Source organism: Pseudomonas sp. GW821-FHT07F01, from assembly GCF_059418825.1.
The window spans coordinates 1-18,573 of the sequence record NZ_JBWKQO010000002.1 but is presented as its reverse complement, the minus strand read 5'-3'; the positions used below and the strand labels follow the sequence as shown (position 1 = coordinate 18,573).

The window sequence follows — 18,573 nt, the reverse complement described above, 5'->3', positions numbered from 1 at the left end:
AGGTGAAAAAAAGTTTTCCGGCTTCAGGTACGTGGCTCCAGGGTCACCCACCAGGACGCCAGGCGCTTGACCCGCACCGGCAACGCCGCTTCCAGCAGGGCCAGGGCCTGGTCGGAGTCGTGCAAGGGGAAAGAGCCCATCACCGGCAGTTGGGCGATGGCCGGGTCGCAACCCAGGTGGCCGTTGCGATAGCGCCCCAGTTCCTCCAGCAGTTGCTCCAGGGGCAGGTTGTCGGCCAGCAGCAGGCCGTGGCTCCAGGCTTCGCGGGCGGCACTGGCGACCTGCAGCGGACCCAAGGTGCGGCCATCGAAGCGCAGCTGCTGGCCGGCATTCACCACCTGCAAGCCACTGGCGCTGCGTACCTCCACCGCGCCGGCGTAGACGTTGAGCAGGCTGTCGCTGGCGCCGCAGCGCACGCTGAAGCGCGTGCCCAGGGCACGCAGGCGGCCGTGTTCGGTCTGCACCAGGAATGGCCGGCGCGGGTCCTTGGCGGTGTCGATGAGGATTTCCCCCAGGTGCAACGCCAGCAGCCGCTGCTCGGTGCTGTAGCGCACATCCACCGCGCTCAGGGCATTGAGCCACAGGCGCGTACCGTCGCTGAGCAGCGTGTCGCGGACTTCCCCGGTGCCGGTGGCGTAGTCGGCACGCCAGCGGCTCAGGGCCTGGGGCAACGGGCTGTTGCGCCAGGTGCCCCAGCCCAGGCCAGCCAGCAGCAGTGCACCGAGCACCTGGCGCCGTGCCAGGACCGGACGTCGGGCGGCGCTCAGGGCGCGGCTGGCGGATGGGCGGGTGTTGGCCTCCTGCAATGGCAGCAGGCGCTGGCTGACCCGCTCGACATAGCTCCAGGCCTGGCGGTGTTCCGCGCTCTGCTCGAACCAGTCCTGCCACTGGCGACGCTGTTCGTCGCTGCTGCCCTGGTCCTGCAGTTGCACGTACCAGTGCGCGGCCTGTTGCAGGCAGGCGTGGCTGAGCCGGCCGCCGGGTCGAGGGTCCATGGTTCAGTCCACCAGCAGGCCGTCGAGTTCGGCCTCCAGCAGTGCGCAATGCAGCAGGGCCTGGGCCAGGTACTTCTTCACCATGCGCTCCGATACCCCCAGCTCATCGGCGATGGCCTGGTAGGGCCGGCCGTGCAGTTGAGCGAGGATGAAGGCCGTGCGCACCTTGGCCGGCAGGCGGCTGAGCATGGCGTCCACTTCGTACAGGGTCTCGACAATGATTGCCTGCTGCTCCGCCGAGGGTTGCACCGCCTGCGGGCGTGCAGCCAGCGCCTGCAGCCAGGCCTGCTCCAGTTGCCGGCGCCGCCAGTGGTCGATGCACAAGCCCCGGGCCACGGTGGCCAGGTAGGAACGCTGGTGGACCTCGTCAAGCAGCACCGGCGGGCGCTTGAGCACCCGGACAAAGATGTCGTGGGCCAGGTCGGCGGCGTCCCAGGCGTGATTCAGGCGCCGGCGCAACAACTCGTAGAGCCAGCGGTGATGGGCGTCGTAGAGGCTGTGGACCGAGTCCGGGCTGGCGAGAGGCGTGGAGGGCAAGGAGGCGTGTCCGCTGGCGATCTGGTTGTAAATGGGAATTGATCGCGATTAAAGCAAAAGCCATCGGCCCCTGCAAACGATATCGCCGCGCCCTGGCGCAATCGACCGTGCTTGAGCGGGTGGCCGCGCAGGCAGTCAAGCCTGGCGTGAACAGGACGATAAAAGACTGGGATCGGGGCCATTCAGTGCTTGCTGAATGGGGTTTCTTCAGTGGTATCTTCGCCGGTATTCGCTTGTCATGGCCTGGCGCTGCATTGCGTATCCATGGGGCGGGCGGCAACGTCCGGGGGGTATCGGGCGCGCAGCGGCAAAGGGGCGGGGCTTATGCGAAACGTGGGGTTCAAGCTGTTTTTCACCCATCGTCTGGCACTCCTGGCGGGTGCCGAGTCTTTACGCTCGATCCGCGAAGGCCTGTTGTGGCTGCTGCCATGCCTGCTGGTCTCGGCGCTGCTGCTGATCCTCGGCCAGTGCGCCCAGGCGCTGGGTGCGCCGCCAGCATTGGTGGAGCTGCTGACCGGCCTGCACAACCGCATCAGTTCGATCATTCCCCTGCTGGTGGCGGCGTCCATCGGCTACATGCTGGCAATCAAATACCGCCTGCCCCAACTGCCGGTGGCCTTCCTCTGCCTGTCCCATGTGGTGATCGCCATCTACCTGCTGCGCGACTACCCGCGGGCGGCGGCGACCTTCGTGCTGTTCATCGCCATCGCCTCGCCCCTGGTCAATGTGCCGCTGATGGCCCGGCTGCACCGCCAGCGCTGGACCCGGCTGGTGGACGAGGGGCTGGTGGGGCACAACCTCAAGGGCACCATCAACATGGTGCTGCCGGGGATGGTGACCTCTTTGGTGCTGGTCTGCGTGTTGCAACTGCTGCTGCAGTTCCATGATTTTGCCTACGTCGAGCGGCCGATCGATATCGACGACCTGGACAACCCCTACCTCAACGCGATCTTCCTGACCTCGACCAATTCGCTGCTGTGGTTCTTCGGCATTCATGGCGCCCATGCCATGCAGCCGCTGATGGATGTGATGGACCAGGCCGTGACGCTCAACGCCGCGGATCAGGCCGCTGGCCGGCCATTGCGCTATGCCTTGAACAGCGGCCTGCTGGGCTGCTTTGCCTTCATTGGCGGCTCTGGCGGTTCCCTGGCGCTGGTGCTGGCGATCCTCGGTTTCTCGCGCAACCGTTCCATGCGTCTGCTGGCCTTGGCGAGCCTGGCGCTGTCGCTGTTCAACGTCAACGAACTGCTGCTGTTCGGTGTGCCGATCATCCTCAACCCGCGCCTGCTGGTACCGTTCATGCTGGTGCCGATGGTCAATGCCTGCCTGGCGCTGCTGGTGGTGCAACTGGGGTGGGTGAGCCCGGCGCTGGTGAGCCTGCCCTTTACCTCGCCGGTGCTGCTCAATGCCTACCTCAGCACCCAGGGCGACTGGGGCGCGGTGCTGCTGCAAGGGCTGCTGCTGGGGGTCGGCATCCTGATCTACATGCCCTATGTGCGCAGTATCCAGCGCCAGGGCGAGCAAAGTGCCCAGGTCTACCTGAAAACCTTCGACACCACCTTCCATGGCCTTGAGGAGCGGGGCCGGCTGTTCGAGCTGGACCCGATGGTGGCGTCCTACCAGCAGGCCGCCCAGCAGTCCTTGCAACTGGCCCGTATCCAGCAGTTGAGCGACTACGACTTCCACCTGGAGTATCAGCCCCAGGTGATCAAGGACAGCGGCTTGTGCAGCGGTTGCGAAGCGCTGATCCGCGCCCGTGACCGCGAGGGCAAGGTGCAGTCGCCCTGGGAACTGCTGCAGTGGCTGGGCCAGGCCAAGCTGATGCCCGAGGTGGATTTCTGGGTGGCGTCCCAGGCGGTGCGCCAGCACCTGGCGTGGCGCAAGGTCGGTTTCGAGCTGCCCATCACCATCAACATCTCCAGCGCCACCCTGGCCTCCCGGGAACATGGCCAGCGCCTGCTGGAGATTCTGGCCCGGGCCCAGGGCCAGGTGTCGGTGGAGATTACCGAGGATGCCCTGGTGGGCGATGCGCTGCTGACCCAGCAATGGATCGGCAAGCTCCATGCGCTGGGCGCCCGGGTCTATATCGATGACTTCGGCACCGGCTTTTCCGCCCTGAGCTACCTGCACCAGTTCCCGGTGGACGGGATCAAGATCGACCGCAGCTTTGTCCTCGCCCAGCGTGAACCCAAGGGCGCCCAGGTGTTGAACGGCCTGCTGCGTTTTTGCGAAACCCTCAAGCTCAAAGTGGTGGTGGAAGGGGTGGAAACCCGCGAGCAGCTGGATTTCCTGCAATCGAGTGCCGAGCTGACCATCCAGGGCTGGTACTACAGCAAATCCTTGCCCGGGGAGCAGATCCCCGGTTTTGTCAGCCAGCGCGCGCGGGACGCCCAGGCACTGAAGGCCGATTGACCCCGGGGCTCAAGCCCCGGCGCGGAAGGCCGGGTGCGCCGGGCGGCGCAGCGCCTGCCACGCCCGGGCCTGGGGCCAATCGGTGGCGTTCAGCCACAGCCCCTGGTGTTCACGCAAGGGTTCGGCAGGCAGGCGCAACAGGTCCTCCAGTGCCCACTCCAGGCTGTGGCCCGGATCGGGATCGTCCGCCGCCTGCCAATCCCGCTCGAACAGCTGCAGCGCCAGGCCCCGGGCATCGAAGTGCTGGAACAGCGGGCGGTGGCGCATCCAGTCGGGGGCGATGCGCAGGCTGCGTTCCTGCACATCGAGCAGCAGCAACTGCCAGGCGCGGTAGCCCTGCTGCGGGTCGCCGGCGCCGAGCCGGAGCCGGGTCAAGGCCAGGTAGCGGGCGTCGGTGGACCAGATCAGCGACGGGGCCAGATCGCCTACTGCGCAGCCGGAGGCGGTGAGCAGGTGGCCGCCGAGCCGCGGGCTGGTTTCCCGCAGCCAGCTGTCGGCGTACTCGGTTTCGCTGCCAAACAGCCACGCGGCGTCGCGGCCATCGGGGGCAGGCTGGATAAAGTCACCCTCGGCGACCGCGGCCTGAGGCCGATCCACCAGGCGCCAGGGCGCCACGGGCTGCAATTGGTCATCGATCACCTGCCAGTCCTGGCGCTCATAGCAGGGCTGCGAGGCCGGGCCTTCGGTACAGAACGCCGCGGCGTGTTCAGGTGCGGGCGCCGGCCGGTTGAAGCGTTGCAGCGGGCTGCTGGCGTGGTCCGGGTCGAGGCGCCCGACCAGCACGGTCAGGCTCAGGCGGCCCTGGCGAAAGTCCAGCAGGCGCGCCGCCAGCAGTGCCGGGCTGTAGATCAGGCGCTGCTGTTGCAGGTCCGCCACCACCACCTGGGGGGCCAGATCCAGGGTCTCGCTCCAGGGCAGCAGGGCCAGGTAGCGCTGGCAATCGGAAACCCGATGGTCCAGCAACCAGCACCCGGGCAGTTGCCAGGTGCCGATCTGGCATCGGTAGGCACCCAGGCCCCGGGGGTTGTCCGTCAGCCAGCTGAACAGCGCGCGCTGCTCGCCCAGCAGGGGCTGGGACTGGATCCGGCTTTCGCCCCGGGCCCCGCTGCCGTCCAGGGGCTGCAGTAACTGGGTGCGGGTCAGCGGCAGCGGCGCCACTTGCAGGCAGCCTTGCCGGTCGTGGCCGACGCCGGTTTCGCTGTCGCTGTGGGTACTGTGCAAGCGATAGCCGTAGCGCCCGTGGTCCGCCTCGGCCAGGTCCAGGTATGCGCTGTAGCCCAGCCAGTGGCGATCCAGGCTGAGCAGCGGGCCAGGGTAGAAGGATGGTTCTGCATGGCTGGCGACCCAGGGCGCGGGCAATGCCCGCCAGCCCTTGTCGGCCTGCCACAGCCAGCAGCACGCGGCCTCAGGCTGCGCCTGCTCGTGGGCGATGCAGGCCAGGGCCCGGCCATCGTCGCGCCAGATGCGGGGTGCGTCCGCCCGCAGCAGCAAGCCGCTGGGCTGGCCGTCGATGCTTATGCGATAGGGCGGCGTGCGCAGGGGGTCCAGGGGTTGCTCCAGGGCCCTGAGGCTGGCCGGCAGCGCCAGGCTGGCGTCCAGCCGGTGGCTGCCGTGGGGTGCGCTTTCTTCGAAATCCTGGCGAGCCAGGGCCTCCAGCCACTGGCCCGGCTCCAGCCAGAGATCGGCTATCGCTACCAGTTCGACGCATTCGGCCTCCTGCAGCAGGCTGTTCAGGCTGGCCTGGTGCTGGCCGTTGTCTACCAGCGGGCTGTGGCGGCCGCTGAGGGTGTCGGCGCTGAAGGCATCCAGCTCCCAGAAGTGTTCCCGGTTGCAGCGGTACAGGCGGCGCTGTTCACGGTCGAGGATGGCCAGCCCCCAGTGTTGCCTGGAAGGCAGCGGCGCGGCGAAGTAGCGCCCGTCACTGGAAAACCGCGCCGAGGACCCCAGCCCTTGCAGCAGCACCCCATCGGGGAACAGGTAGTCGCAATAGGTGGGCCCGCCCATGGCGATCTCGCCGTGATTGAACACCCGGATCGGCTGGCCCTCCGGGGTCTGTTGCGGTTCGTTGCCGCCCCAGGCGCTGATTGGTGTGTGGCTCGGCTGCACCAGCCCCAGGCGGCGTTCCAGGTGGCTGACCGCTGCCAGCCCGGCAAAGATGCTGGTGAAGGCGGCGGCGATATCCCAGTAGGCCGGCAGGGCCCGACCCAGGCTGAAGCCCAGGCCGAACGCGGCGCTGATCATCAGCCGCGCCAGGCCGCGGGCGGTTTTAGGCCAGCCCAGGCGCGCCGCCAGGGTCATCGCCGCTGCGCAGCCGAGCAACACCCCCAGGGCCGCCGGGGGCGGCAGCAGGGTGACGAAGAAGATCGGGATGAGCAGGGCGGCCAACTGCCAGAGCAACTCCAGCAACAGGCGTGACAGGCTCTTTTCGGATGCGGGGGAGGAAGCTTCGGGCATCGGCGACATCCTTGTATGGGAGCGAGCGAGCTCGCGATGGGCGTCAACGATAACGCGGGTCTACAGGAAGTGCGCGGCGTTTTCCGATGCATCGCGAGCAAGCTCGCTCCTGCAGAGGGGGGATTGGCTCAAGAGGGGCAATCTGCCCTTGCCGGCGAAAAAGGGCAGCGGGGAAAAATGCAGTCATATTGACTGCGTTGGCGGTCTTTATGACTTCTTCTTTATCTGGTCATAAAGACTCTTGAGGTGGCAGGGGCCCGGTTTTACGGGCTCTGCGCGCTGGCATGAAACGTGAAGGGCCAGTCATGCCATTGTGTGTTCGAGGAGTTGTCGACATGAGCCGTTACTTCGATTCGCCGCTGCATGTACTGCACCTGTCCAATGCGCTGCTGTGGTCGGGCAGCCTGTTGCTGGGCCTGGGGGTGTACGCCGCCTATGTCCATTCCGGCCATTTGCCTATCGCCACCCTGGTGCTGATGCACAGCCTGGTGATTATCGGGCCGACCCTGTTGAAGATCGGTTATGTCATGCGCCTGCTGGCCCAGCGGCGCATGGCCCAGTGCCAGGGGAGGGCTGCCTGTGTCTTTGCCTGAAGCCTGGCACCGCTGGACCGGCCAGCCCCTCTGGAGCCTGGGGTTCCGCCCGTTCTTCCTCGCCGGCGCCGGCTTCGCCTGCCTTGCCCTGGTGGGGTGGGGCCTGTGGCTGCATGGTGCGCTGGCGGGCCTGCAACCGGTGGCCGGGATGCTGGCCTGGCACCGTCACGAAATGCTCTTCGGCTTTGCCGTGGCGATCGTTGCCGGCTTCCTGCTGACGGCGGTGGCCAACTGGACCGGCCGCCCGGGCCTGAGCCGTACGCCGTTGCTGTTGCTGTGGCTGCTGTGGCTGGCGGGGCGCCTGGCCTGGTGGCTGCCGCTGCCGGGCCCGCTGTTCGTTGTGGTGCAACTGGCGTTCATGCCGTTGCTGGCGGCGGTGATCGGGCGCGAGCTGTGGTGCGCCGGCAAGCGCGAGAACTACCCCATGGTCCTGGTCCTGGGGCTGCTGGCGCTGTTTCAGGGGCTGACCCTGTGGGGCCTGTTGGAACACCAGGACAGCTGGCAGCGGCGCGGCGAACTGGGCGCCTTGTGGCTGGTGGCGACCCTGATGACGGTGATCGGCGGCCGGGTGATTCCCTTCTTCATCCAGCGCGGGCTGCAACTGCCCCCCCAGGCGCCGACATCGCCCTGGCCGACCCGGGTGTTGCTGGTGGGCAGCCTGCTGGCCGCGTTGTCCATGGCCCTGGGCGGCGGTGACGCTCCCCGCGGGTGGCTGGCGCCGCTGTTCGCCCTGCTGGCGGGGCTGCAAGGCTGGCGCTTGTGGCGCTGGCACCGGCCGGGGCTGTGGCGGGTGCCGTTGCTTTGGTCGCTGTACCTGGCCTACGGGTGGCTGGCCCTGGCAACCCTGGGCATGGCCCTCTGGCACCTGGGCTGGTCGATACCCCAGAGCCTGGTGACCCATGCCCTGGCGGTGGGTGGCCTGGGCGGGCTGGTGCTGGGCATGGTGGCGCGGGTCAGCCTCGGCCACAGTGGCCGGCCCCTGCAGGCTTCGCGGGCCATGGCCGGTGGCTTTGCGCTGCTGTTCCTGGCGGCCCTGTGCCGGGTCCTGCTGGTGCCGTTCAGCAGCCTGGGGCTGGGCCTTTCAGCGCTGCTGGCAGGCCTGGCGTTTGCCGTGTTCGTGGCTGGCTACGGAAGGATTCTGTTGACCCCCCGGTTGTGAGGGCCACCTGTTCACTGGCTCCTGCCGCGCCGCTTTAGATGATAAGCCGTCGTTATTCTGGACTACGCTTGGGATCTTAGCCGCGAATGGAGTCAGCGATGTTGTATCCCAGCAAACCCAACAATGAGGCCTTGAGAATCCAGACCCTGCGGGAGCTGAATGTGCTCGACACCTCACCGGAGGAGCGTTTCGACCGTCTGACCCGGCTGGCCAAGCGTCTGTTCAACGTGCCCATTGCCCTGGTCAGCCTGGTGGATGCCGACCGCCAATGGTTCAAGTCCTGCGTGGGGCTCGACGTCAGCGAAACCTCGCGGGACATTTCCTTCTGTGGCCACGCGATCCTCGGTGACCAGATCCTCACCGTGCCCGACGCCGGCCTGGACGAACGCTTCCACGACAACCCGCTGGTGGTGGGCGCGCCGGGCATCCGCTTCTATGCCGGTTGCCCGCTGACGGTGACCAATGGCAGCAAGCTCGGCACTCTGTGCCTGATCGACATCAAGCCCCGCGACCTGGACGACGAGGATAGGGCACTGCTACGGGACCTGGCGCGCATGGCCGAGCAGGAACTGGCGGCAGTGCAGATGGCCAGCATGGACGAGCTGACCCTGCTGTCCAATCGCCGCGGATTCGAGGCCCTGGCCCGGCATGCCCTGGGGGTGTGCAAGCGCCTGGAAAAACCGGCGACCCTGCTGTTCTTCGACCTCAACGACTTCAAGCAGATCAATGACACCTACGGCCATGCCGAAGGCGACGGCGCCCTGAAGACCTTCGCCGACGTGCTGCGCATCGCCTTTCGCGAGAGCGACGTGATCGGCCGCCTGGGGGGCGATGAATTCGTGGCCCTGCTGACCGCTGCCGACCATGTCGAGACTTCGGCGATCATGGCGCGCCTGCGGGAGATTCTCGACGAGCGCAATGCCACCTTGAAGCGGGGTTATGACATCCGCTTCAGCGTCGGCCAGATCGAATACGACGCCGAACGCCATCCCGACATCGAGGCGTTGCTGGCGGACGCCGACAAGGCCATGTACCTGCACAAGCAGGCGAGCAAGCGGGCTCGCTGAGGGTTGCTGCCGCCAAGCCCTGCCCGGTGACGCGGGGTAGGGAAGGGCGTCAGTGGCAGGGCGCTATTGGCCGCGCTCCATCAGCGGTGGGCTATAGCTTTCCTCGATGTCGACCCCGGCCGCCCTGGCCCGGCTTTCAACTTCTGAGCGACGTTGCAGCCGTTCTTTCAAATGCGCAGGGAACAGGGTTCTCCATTGGGCTCTTTGTGCCTCTGCAAAGTCGCGGGTCCAGAACGTGTCCAGGGACATCAGGTTCAGGCTTATCAGGTAGACAGCGCTTTGCAGGGGGGCGATTTTCGAGTCGTAGCGCAGGGCTCGGACATGCGCAATGTAGTTGCCGTGATAGAGATACCAGTCATAGAACATGTTGTTGCCCAGCCACTGCTCAAGGCTCATCTCATGGTTGGCATCGAACAGCGGGTGGCTGAGTGGCTGGGTACCCAGGAGGCTTTCCTTCCAGTCCAGCTTGTGCAACTCGCCAGCGGCTATTCGGGGGTCGGAAGGGAAGTAGTATTTTTGCCATCCAGCGTTCTTCAACGTCCTGAGAAGGTTATAGACAAGCGCCTTGTTGGCCTTGTGAGTGCTGTTGTCCGGCAGCCCGCGAAGGTCGATGTTCAATTCCTGGATGGTGTTTGAGGTATTGCCATCAACGGTAATCAGCAGTCCGGCCACCTGATCCAGTTCAAGCGTGCCCTCGGGCTGTGCCAGGCTCAGGTCAAGGAGTGCTCCCTGACGATCCGCCTCATACCAACATAGGTGGACCGCATCCAGGCAGTCGGCGGTAAAGCTCACCGGGCTCTTTTCCAGGAACTCGGCAACCGGTGTGTCCAAGGGGATGTGCAGGCGTGCGACGCTGCTCCGGGTTTTATTCGAGGCGGTATCTTGGGTGTTGTCGCAGCCGGCTAGAAACAGCACGAGCAACAGATAGCACAGCTTCATGTTTGGCCTTTCCAATGAGCAGGAAGGGGCAGGGTGGCGAGGGCGCAAGCCCCCTCGCCACCGCCGCAGATCACTCGTCGAGGTTGCCCATGGCGGTGGTGTTGAAACCGCCGTCCACGTACATGATCTCGCCGCTGATGCCCGAGGCCAGGTCCGAGCAGAGGAAGGCGCCGGCGTTGCCGACTTCTTCGATGGTGACGTTGCGCCGCAGCGGGGTTTGCGCCTCGTTGGCCGCCAGCATCTTGCGGAAGTTCTTGATCCCCGAGGCTGCCAGGGTGCGGATCGGGCCGGCGGAAACGGCGTTGACCCGGGTGCCCTCCGGGCCCAGGGAGCCGGCCAGGTAGCGCACGCCGGCTTCCAGGGAGGCCTTGGCCATGCCCATCACGTTGTAGTTGGGCATGGTGCGTTCGGCGCCCAGGTAGGACAGGGTCAGCAGGCTGCCGTTGCGGCCCTTCATCATTTCCCGACCGGCCTTGGCCAGGGCCACGAAGCTGTAGGCGCTGATGTCGTGGGCAATGCGAAAGCCCTCGCGGGTGGTGGCGTCGGTGAAGTCGCCTTCGAGCTGGTCGCCAGGGGCGAAGCCCACGGAGTGGACGATGCAGTCCAGGCCGTCCCATTTTTTACCCAGCGCGGTGAAGACCTGGGCGATCTGCTCGTCACTGGCCACATCGCAAGGGAAGCACAGCTCGGCGCTGGAGCCCCAGCCTGTGGCGAATTCCTCGACCCGGCCCTTGAGTTTTTCGTTCTGATAAGTGAAGGCCAGCTCGGCGCCTTCACGATGCATGGCGGCAGCGATGCCGGAGGCGATCGACAGCTTGCTGGCGACACCTACGATCAGGACACGCTTCCCAGCGAGAAAACCCATATGTTGCTACTCCTGTTTCAGGTTATTCGGCGCTTGCCGGAGCCAGGAAGGCGGCTTCCAGCAGTTGCCGTGTGTAAGGGTGTTGCGGGGCGTCGAAGATGCCCCCGGCGTCCCCCTGTTCCACCACCTGGCCGTGCTTGATCACCATCAACTGGTGGCTCAGGGCCTTGACCACCGCCAGGTCGTGGCTGATGAACAAGTAGGTCAGGTTGTACTTGCTTTGCAGTGTGCGCAGCAGTTCCACCACCTGGCGCTGCACCGTGCGGTCCAGGGCCGAAGTCGGTTCGTCCAGCAGGATCAGCCGCGGCTTGAGCACCAGGGCCCGGGCGATGGCGATGCGCTGGCGCTGCCCGCCGGAGAACTCATGGGGGTAGCGGTGCCGCGTGTCCGGGTCCAGGCCGACCTCCTTGAGGGCTTCGATGATGGCCTGTTCCTGCTCCTGCTCACTGCCTATCTTGTGGATGCGCAGGCCCTCGCCGACGATCTGGCTCACGCTCATGCGCGGGCTGAGGCTGCCGAAAGGGTCCTGGAACACCACCTGCATTTCCCGCCGCAGCGGCCGAACCTGTTGCTGGGTCAGGCTGTCCAGTTGCTGGCCCTCGAAGCGAATGCCGCCCTGGCTGGCAATCAGGCGCAGGATCGCCAGGCCCAGGGTCGACTTGCCCGAGCCGCTTTCCCCAACGATGCCCAGGGTCTGGCCCTGGGGCAGGCTGAAGTGGATGCCGTCCACTGCCTTGACGTGATCCACGGTGCTGCGCAGCAGGCCTTTCTTGATCGGGAACCAGACCTTGAGGTTGTCAACCTCCAGCAGCGGCGGGCCAATCTCGTTGGCCGCCGGCAGGCCGCTGGGTTCTGCGGCCAGCAGTTCCCGGGTGTAGGGATGCTGCGGCGCGCGAAACAGATCTTCGCAGGATGCCTGTTCGACGATGCAACCCTTCTGCATGACACAGACCCGGTGGGCAATGCGCCGCACCAGGTTCAGGTCGTGGCTGATCAGCAGCAGCGCCATGCCCAGGCGCGCCTGCAGTTCCTTGAGCAGCTCGAGGATCTTCAGCTGCACGGTGACATCCAGGGCTGTGGTGGGCTCGTCGGCGATCAGCAGTTCCGGCTCGTTGGCCAGGGCCATGGCGATCATCACCCGTTGCCGCTGGCCGCCGGAAAGCTCGTGGGGCAGGGCCTTGAGACGCTTGTGCGGTTCGGGGATGCCCACCAGCTCCAGCAGTTCCAGGGTGCGCCGGGTGGCGACCTTGCCGGTCAGGCCCTTGTGGATGCCCAGCACTTCGTTGATCTGCTTCTCGATGCTGTGCAGCGGGTTCAGCGAGGTCATGGGCTCCTGGAAGATCATCGCGATGCGGTTGCCGCGGATATGGCGGATGGTCTTCTCTTTCAGGGTCAGCAGGTCGTGCCCGGCATACTGGATGGTGCCGCTGGGGTGGTGCGCCAGAGGGTAGGGCAGCAGCCGCAGGATGGAGTGGGCGGTGACCGATTTGCCCGAGCCGCTTTCGCCCACCAGGGCCAGGGTCTCGCCGCGCTTGATGTCGAAGCTGACGCCTTGCACCACCCGCTGGCGGTGCTCGCCGGTAACGAACTCCACCGCCAGGTCGCGGACTTCGATCAGGTTGTCCTGGGTCATGTCATTTCCTCGGGTCGAAGGCATCGCGGGCGGATTCGCCGATGAACACCAGCAGGCTGAGCATGATCGCCAGCACGGCGAAGGCGCTCATGCCCAGCCAGGGCGCCTGCAGGTTGGACTTGCCCTGGGCCACCAGCTCGCCGAGGGATGGCGCCCCCGGCGGCAGGCCGAAACCGAGGAAGTCCAGGGCGGTGAGGGTGCCGATGGCGCCGGTGAGGATAAAGGGCATGAAGGTCATGGTGGAGACCATGGCGTTGGGCAGGATATGGCGGAACATGATGGCGCCGTTCTGCATCCCCAGGGCCCGGGCCGCGCGCACGTACTCCAGGTTGCGCCCGCGCAGGAACTCGGCCCGCACCACGTCCACCAGGCTCATCCAGGAGAACAGCAGCATGATCCCCAGCAGCCACCAGAAATTGGGTTGCACGAAGCTGGCGAGGATGATCAGCAGGTAGAGCACCGGCAGGCCGGACCAGATCTCCAGGAAGCGCTGGCCCACCAAGTCCACCCAGCCGCCGTAGAAGCCCTGCAGGGCGCCGGCGATGACGCCGATGATGGAGCTGAGAATGGTCAGGGTCAGGGCGAACAGCACCGACACCCGGAACCCGTAGATGACCCGGGCCAGCACGTCGCGGCCCTGGTCGTCGGTGCCCAGCAGGTTGTCCGCCGAGGGCGGCGCCGGGGCCGGTACCCGCAGGTCGTAGTTGATGCTCTGGTAGCTGAAGGGGATCGGTGCCCAGAGTACCCAGGCATCCTTCTGCGCCAGCAGTTCGCGGATGTAGGGGCTCTTGTAGTTGGCTTCCAGGGGGAATTCGCCGCCGAAGGTGGTTTCCGGGTAGCGCTTGAGGGCCGGGAAGTACCAGCCGCCTTCGTAGTGCACCACCAGCGGCTTGTCGTTGGCGATCAGCTCGGCGCCCAGGCTGAGGACGAACAGCACCAGGAACAGCCACAGCGACCACCAGCCGCGCTTGTTGGCCTTGAAGCGCTCGAAGCGCCGGCGATTGAGGGGGGACAGGTTCATCTCAATGCTCCCGGCTGTCGAAGTCGATGCGAGGGTCGACCAGGGTGTAGGTCAGGTCGCCGATCAGTTTCACCACCAGCCCCAGCAGGGTGAAGATGAACAGGGTGCCGAACACCACCGGGTAGTCGCGGTTGATCGCTGCCTCGAAGCTCATCAGGCCCAGGCCGTCGAGGGAGAAGATCACTTCCACCAGCAGGGAGCCGGTGAAGAAGATGCCGATGAAGGCCGAGGGGAAGCCGGCGATCACCAGCAGCATGGCGTTGCGGAACACATGGCCGTAGAGCACCCGCCGCTGGGTCAGGCCCTTGGCCTTGGCGGTGACCACGTACTGCTTGTTGATCTCGTCGAGGAAGCTGTTCTTGGTCAGCAGGGTCATGGTGGCGAAGTGGCCGATCACCAGGGCGGTGACCGGCAGCGCCAGGTGCCAGAAGTAGTCGAGGATCTTGCCGCCCCAGCTCAGCTGGTCGAAGTCGTTGGAGGTCAGGCCGCGCAGGGGGAACCAGTTGAAATAGCTGCCGCCGGCGAACACCACGATCAGCAGGATGGCGAACAGGAAGGCCGGGATCGCGTAGCCGACGATGATCGCCGAACTGGTCCAGACATCGAAGTGGCTGCCGTGGCGGGTGGCCTTGGCGATCCCCAGGGGGATCGACACCAGGTACATGATCAGGGTGCTCCACAACCCGAGGGAGATGGACACCGGCATCTTCTCCTTGATCAGGTCCACCACCTTGGCGTCACGGAAGAAGCTGTTGCCGAAATCCAGGGTGGCGTAGTTCTTGATCATGATCCACAGGCGTTCCGGCGCCGACTTGTCGAAGCCGTACATGTGCTCGATTTCCTTGATCAGCGCCGGGTCCAGGCCCTGGGCGCCGCGGTAGCTGGAACCGGCCACCGAGACTTCGGCGCCGCCGCCGGCGATGCGGCTGGTGGCGCCGTCGAAGCCTTCGAGCTTGGCGATCATCTGCTCCACCGGGCCGCCGGGCGCGGCCTGGATGATCACGAAGTTGATCAGCAGGATGCCCAGCAGCGTGGGGATGATCAGCAGCAGGCGGCGAAAGATATAGGCCAGCATGGTCAGTACACCGCTTCGGCCGGGGCCGCCTGGTTGTCCGGGGTCGGTTCAACGGCCGGCTTGGCGCCGGGCTTGATCCACCAGGTGTTGACGCCGATGTCGTACTTGGGCGCGACCTTGGGGTGGCCGATATGGTCCCAGTAGGCCACGCGCCAGGTCTTGATGTGCCAGTTGGGAATCACGTAGTAGCCCCATTGCAGGACCCGGTCCAGGGCCTTGGCGTGGGCCACCAGGCTGGCGCGGGAATCGGCGTTGATCAGGTTTTCCACCAGGCTGTCGATGGCCGGGTCCTTGAGGCCGATGTAGTTGCGGCTGCCGGGCTTGTCGGCGCTGGAGGACATCCAGAACTCGCGTTGCTCGTTACCCGGGGAGTTGGACTGGGGGAAGCTGCCGACGATCATGTCGAAGTCCCGCGAGCGCACCCGGGTGATGTACTGGGACACGTCGACCCGGCGGATCACCAGGTCGATGCCCAGGTCGCTGAGGTTGCGCTTGAACGGCAGCAGTACGCGCTCGAACTCGGTCTGGGCCAGCAGGAACTCGATCACCACCGGCTTGCCCTGGGCGTCGACCATCTTGTCGTCGACGATGCGCCAGCCGGCTTCCTGCAACAGCTGGTAGGCCTGGCGCTGCTGCGCGCGGATCATCCCGCTGCCGTCGCACACCGAAGGGGAGAAGGCCTGGTCGAATACCTGCGGGGGGATCTTGCCCCGCAGCGGTTCGAGGATGGCCAGTTCCTCGGGCCCCGGCAGGCCGGTGGCGGCCATTTCCGAGTTCTCGAAGTAGCTGCGGGTGCGGGTGTAGGCACCGTTGAACAGCTGCTTGTTGCTCCACTCGAAGTCCAGCAGCAGGCTCAGCGCGTGACGCACTCGCACGTCCTGGAACATCGGCCTGCGGGTGTTGAAGACAAAACCCTGCATGCCGGTGGGGTTGCCGTTGGCGATCTGCTCCTTGATCAGGCGGCCCTGGGCCACGGCCGGAATGTTGTACGCGTTGGCCCAGTTCTTCGCGCTCATTTCCAGCCAGTAGTCGAACTGGCCGGCCTTGAGCGCTTCCAGGGCCACGGTGTTGTCGCGGTAGTAGTCGCTGGTGATCACGTCGAAATTGTAGAAGCCGCGGTTGACCGGCAGGTCCTTGGCCCAATAGTCCTTGACCCGCTCGTAGCGGATCGAGCGCCCGGCCTTGACCTCGGTGACCTTGTAAGGGCCGCTGCCCAGGGGAATCTCCAGGTTGCTCTTGGCAAAGTCGCGGCTTTGCCACCAGTGCTTGGGCAGGATCGTCAGCTGGCCGAGGATCAGCGGCAGCTCGCGGTTGTTGGTGTGCTTGAACTTGAACAGCACCCGCTGCGGGTCTTCGGCGATCACCTGGTCGACGTCAGCGTAGTAGCCGCGGTACAGCGGCGAGCCGGCGCTCATCAGGGTCTGGAAGCTGAACACCACGTCTTCGGCGTGGATCGGCTGGCCGTCGTTGAAGCGCGCCTCGGGGCGCAGATAGAAGCGCACCCAGCTGTTGTCCGGGGCTTTCTCGATCTTGCTGGCCACCAGGCCGTACTCGGTGAACGGCTCATCCAGGCTCTGGGCCATCAGGGTGTCGTAGACCAGGCCGATGTTCAGCTCCGGCACGCCCTTGCTGATGAACGGGTTGAGGCTGTCGAAGCTGCCGAAGCCGGCCATGCGGAAGGTGCCGCCCTTGGGCGCGTCGGGATTGACGAAGTCGAAGTGCTGGAAGTTCGCCGGGTATTTCGGCGCTTCGTTGTACAGGGTCACGGCGTGTTGCGGCGCAGCCTGGGCATAGCAGGCGATGGCGCTGAACAACAGGCCGCTGGTGCGCAGGAGCAGGGCACGCAGGGGCATCATTGGGCGTTCTCCATGGACTTCAGCCACCAGGCGCCGAGGCCCAGGGTATAGGGCGGCGTGGTGACGAAGGCGAACCGGTTACGGTAGGCCAGGCGGTGATAGTTGAGGTACCAGTTGGGAATCATGTAGTGCTGCCACAGCAGCACCCGGTCCAGGGCCCGGCCCGCGGCCAGTTGGTCGTCGCGGGTCTGGGCGGCCAGCAGCTGTTCCAGCAGGTGATCGACCACCGGGTTGTTGATGCCTGCGTAGTTCTTGCTGCCCTTGACCGAGACCTGGCTGGAGTGGAAGTACTGCCATTGCTCCAGGCCCGGGCTCAGGGTCTGGTTGAGGGTCATGAGGATCATGTCGTAGTCGAACTGGTCCAGGCGCTGCTTGTATTGCGCCCGGTCCACGGTGCGCAGGCGGGCGTCGATGCCGATGCTCGCGAGGTTCTCCACGTAGGGCTGGAGAATCCGTTCCAGGTTGGGGTTGACCAGCATCAGTTCGAAGCGCAGCGGCTGCCCGGCACTGTTCTGCAGGCGCTGGCCATTGAGCTTCCAGCCCGCCTCGCCGAGCAGCCCCAGGGCCTTGCGCAGGGTGTCCCGCGGGATGCCGCGGCCGTCGGTGCGCGGCAGGCTGAAGGCCTGGCTGAACAGGCTGGCGGGCAGTTGCTCGCGGTAGGGCGAGAGCAGCAGCCATTCATGGCCCTGCGGTACCCCGGTGGCGGAGAACTCGCTGTTGGGGTAGTAGCTCAGGGCGCGCTGGTAGGCGCCGCTGAAAAGAGTGCGGTTGGTCCACTCGAAGTCGAACATCATGCCCAGCGCCTCGCGCACCCGCACGTCGGCGAAAGTGGCGCGGCGGGTGTTCATGAACAGGCCCTGGGTCTGGGTCGGGATCTGGTGCGCCACCTGGGCCTTGATCACCTCACCGCGGTTGACCGCCGGGAAGTTATAGCCGTTGGCCCAGTTCTTGGCCTGGTGCTCGATATAGATGTCGAACTCGCCGGCCTTGAAGGCTTCGAAGGCCACGTCGCTGTCCCGGTAGAACTCCACTTCGACCCGGTCGAAGTTGTTGAAGCCGCGGTTGACTGGCAGGTCCTTGCCCCAGTAGTCCTTGACCCGTTCGAACACCAGCTGGCGCCCGGGCTGTACCTGGGTGATGCGGTACGGGCCGCTGCCCAGGGGCGGGGTGAAGGTGGTGGCCTTGAAGTCGCGATCCTTCCAGTAATGCTGGGGCAGCACCGGCAGTTCGCCCAGGCGCAGGATCAGCAAGGGGTTGCCGGCACGCTTGAACACGAAGCGGATGCGCTGCGGGCCGAGGATATCCACCCGCTGCACTTCCTGCAGGTTGGTGCGGTATTGCGGGTGGCCTTCCTTGAGCAGCAGGCGATAGGAGAACGCCACATCGTAGGCGGTGATCGGCTTGCCATCGTGAAAGCGTGCTTCGGGGCGCAGGTTGAAGACCACCCAACTGCGGTCCTCGGCGTATTCCACCGAGCGGGCGATCAGGCCGTAGCTGGAAGTCGGCTCATCACCGGAAGGCGCATACAGGCCGGTGCCCACCATCAAGGGTTCGTTGAGCTCGTTGACCCCGTATTGCAGGAAATTCGGCGTGGCGACCGGGCTGGTGCCCTTGAAGGTGTAGGGGTTGAGGGTGTCGAAGGTGCCAAAGGCCATGACCCGCAAGGTGCCGCCTTTGGGCGCAGCGGGGTTGACCCAATCGAAATGGGTGAACTTTGCCGGGTATTTGAGCGTGCCAAACTGCGCGTAACCGTGACTTTCGGTGATCGTCGCGCTTGCGGGAAAGCTCAAGGCCAGGCTGATGAAGAGCAGGAGCAGGGGACGCATCGAGACAGAGATCCGATCCAGGCGGCTTGGGCTTTGTGCTCCGTACAGTAACAGCTTGTATCAGCAGGAAAAAGCTCGCTGGCGCGCGCTTCGTGCAATTGAAATTTCCTGTAGGAGCCGGCTTGCCGGCGAAGGCTGTTC

Annotated in this window: 14 protein-coding genes; 4 read left to right on the top strand and 10 right to left on the bottom strand. The window is 65.6% G+C overall.

From position 1 onward, the window contains the following. Window positions 1-23: 23 nt before the first annotated feature. Together AC07R1_RS06300 and AC07R1_RS06295 are read right to left on the bottom strand one after the other, a co-directional pair. The gene (locus AC07R1_RS06300; RefSeq protein ID WP_495110288.1) at window positions 24-995 is read right to left on the bottom strand and encodes a FecR domain-containing protein; all 972 of its coding nucleotides are present in this window, start codon (window positions 993-995) and stop codon (window positions 24-26) included. A gap of 3 nt (window positions 996-998) precedes the next feature. After that, window positions 999-1,532 carry a sigma-70 family RNA polymerase sigma factor gene (locus AC07R1_RS06295; protein ID WP_065364181.1) on the bottom strand — a complete coding sequence of 178 codons (534 nt, stop codon included), beginning with the start codon at window positions 1,530-1,532 and terminating at the stop codon, window positions 999-1,001. 324 nt (window positions 1,533-1,856) lie between these two features. On the opposite strand from AC07R1_RS06295, the gene AC07R1_RS06290 reads away from it, so the two are divergent. Then, window positions 1,857-3,944 (top strand): EAL domain-containing protein, encoded by a 2,088-nt coding sequence (locus tag AC07R1_RS06290; RefSeq protein WP_011061594.1) that lies wholly within the window; start codon window positions 1,857-1,859, stop codon window positions 3,942-3,944. Between the two features lie 9 nt (window positions 3,945-3,953). Here the strand turns inward: AC07R1_RS06290 and AC07R1_RS06285 are convergent, their stop codons facing one another. Further along, entirely contained in the window at window positions 3,954-6,398 is a 2,445-nt protein-coding gene (locus AC07R1_RS06285; protein WP_495110287.1) for a hypothetical protein, read from the bottom strand. A 335-nt stretch (window positions 6,399-6,733) separates the two neighbouring features. On the opposite strand from AC07R1_RS06285, the gene AC07R1_RS06280 reads away from it, so the two are divergent. The 3 genes from AC07R1_RS06280 (at window position 6,734) to AC07R1_RS06270 (ending at window position 9,217) form a co-directional block, all read left to right on the top strand. Continuing rightward, a complete protein-coding gene (locus AC07R1_RS06280; RefSeq protein ID WP_041118491.1) occupies window positions 6,734-6,991 on the top strand; it encodes a hypothetical protein in 258 nt (85 codons plus the stop codon). Beyond that, the gene (locus AC07R1_RS06275; protein WP_011061591.1) at window positions 6,978-8,150 is read left to right on the top strand and encodes an NnrS family protein; all 1,173 of its coding nucleotides are present in this window, start codon (window positions 6,978-6,980) and stop codon (window positions 8,148-8,150) included. Before AC07R1_RS06280 ends, AC07R1_RS06275 begins: the two co-directional genes overlap by 14 nt. Window positions 8,151-8,248: 98 nt before the next feature. Continuing rightward, window positions 8,249-9,217: a sensor domain-containing diguanylate cyclase gene (locus AC07R1_RS06270; protein ID WP_011061590.1), complete on the top strand. Its 969-nt coding sequence runs from the start codon at window positions 8,249-8,251 to the stop codon at window positions 9,215-9,217. Window positions 9,218-9,280: 63 nt separating this feature from the next. On the opposite strand, the gene AC07R1_RS06265 is transcribed toward AC07R1_RS06270, so the two are convergent. The 7 genes from AC07R1_RS06265 to AC07R1_RS06235 form a co-directional block, all read right to left on the bottom strand. Then, the gene (locus AC07R1_RS06265) at window positions 9,281-10,156 is read right to left on the bottom strand and encodes a hypothetical protein (protein ID WP_495110286.1); all 876 of its coding nucleotides are present in this window, start codon (window positions 10,154-10,156) and stop codon (window positions 9,281-9,283) included. A 70-nt stretch (window positions 10,157-10,226) separates the two neighbouring features. After that, window positions 10,227-11,021 carry an enoyl-ACP reductase FabI gene (fabI, locus tag AC07R1_RS06260; protein ID WP_011061588.1) on the bottom strand — a complete coding sequence of 265 codons (795 nt, stop codon included), beginning with the start codon at window positions 11,019-11,021 and terminating at the stop codon, window positions 10,227-10,229. Window positions 11,022-11,043: 22 nt separating this feature from the next. Next, window positions 11,044-12,654 (bottom strand): ABC transporter ATP-binding protein, encoded by a 1,611-nt coding sequence (locus AC07R1_RS06255; protein WP_072441657.1) that lies wholly within the window; start codon window positions 12,652-12,654, stop codon window positions 11,044-11,046. A gap of 1 nt (window position 12,655) precedes the next feature. Continuing rightward, window positions 12,656-13,675: an ABC transporter permease gene (locus AC07R1_RS06250; protein WP_011061586.1), complete on the bottom strand. Its 1,020-nt coding sequence runs from the start codon at window positions 13,673-13,675 to the stop codon at window positions 12,656-12,658. A gap of 1 nt (window position 13,676) precedes the next feature. Further along, window positions 13,677-14,750, bottom strand: coding sequence for a microcin C ABC transporter permease YejB (locus tag AC07R1_RS06245; RefSeq protein ID WP_011061585.1), 1,074 nt, complete (start codon window positions 14,748-14,750; stop codon window positions 13,677-13,679). Window positions 14,751-14,752: 2 nt separating this feature from the next. Then, complete coding sequence (locus AC07R1_RS06240; RefSeq protein WP_077934212.1) at window positions 14,753-16,606, bottom strand: extracellular solute-binding protein; 1,854 nt, start codon at window positions 16,604-16,606, stop codon at window positions 14,753-14,755. Then, the gene (locus tag AC07R1_RS06235; RefSeq protein WP_011061583.1) at window positions 16,603-18,432 is read right to left on the bottom strand and encodes an extracellular solute-binding protein; all 1,830 of its coding nucleotides are present in this window, start codon (window positions 18,430-18,432) and stop codon (window positions 16,603-16,605) included. Before AC07R1_RS06235 ends, AC07R1_RS06240 begins: the two co-directional genes overlap by 4 nt. Window positions 18,433-18,573: the final 141 nt, after the last annotated feature.

Excerpts from the sequence above, each read along its gene's own strand:
- AC07R1_RS06300 (WP_495110288.1), bottom strand. The coding sequence starts at position 995 with ATGGACCCTCGACCCGGCGGCCGGCTCAGCCACGCCTGCCTGCAACAG.
- AC07R1_RS06290 (WP_011061594.1), top strand. The coding sequence starts at position 1,857 with ATGCGAAACGTGGGGTTCAAGCTGTTTTTCACCCATCGTCTGGCACTC.
- AC07R1_RS06285 (WP_495110287.1), bottom strand. The coding sequence starts at position 6,398 with ATGCCCGAAGCTTCCTCCCCCGCATCCGAAAAGAGCCTGTCACGCCTG.
- AC07R1_RS06280 (WP_041118491.1), top strand. The coding sequence starts at position 6,734 with ATGAGCCGTTACTTCGATTCGCCGCTGCATGTACTGCACCTGTCCAAT.
- AC07R1_RS06270 (WP_011061590.1), top strand. The coding sequence starts at position 8,249 with ATGTTGTATCCCAGCAAACCCAACAATGAGGCCTTGAGAATCCAGACC.
- AC07R1_RS06265 (WP_495110286.1), bottom strand. The coding sequence starts at position 10,156 with ATGAAGCTGTGCTATCTGTTGCTCGTGCTGTTTCTAGCCGGCTGCGAC.
- fabI (WP_011061588.1), bottom strand. The coding sequence starts at position 11,021 with ATGGGTTTTCTCGCTGGGAAGCGTGTCCTGATCGTAGGTGTCGCCAGC.
- AC07R1_RS06255 (WP_072441657.1), bottom strand. The coding sequence starts at position 12,654 with ATGACCCAGGACAACCTGATCGAAGTCCGCGACCTGGCGGTGGAGTTC.
- AC07R1_RS06250 (WP_011061586.1), bottom strand. The coding sequence starts at position 13,675 with ATGAACCTGTCCCCCCTCAATCGCCGGCGCTTCGAGCGCTTCAAGGCC.
- AC07R1_RS06245 (WP_011061585.1), bottom strand. The coding sequence starts at position 14,750 with ATGCTGGCCTATATCTTTCGCCGCCTGCTGCTGATCATCCCCACGCTG.
- AC07R1_RS06240 (WP_077934212.1), bottom strand. The coding sequence starts at position 16,606 with ATGATGCCCCTGCGTGCCCTGCTCCTGCGCACCAGCGGCCTGTTGTTC.
- AC07R1_RS06235 (WP_011061583.1), bottom strand. The coding sequence starts at position 18,432 with ATGCGTCCCCTGCTCCTGCTCTTCATCAGCCTGGCCTTGAGCTTTCCC.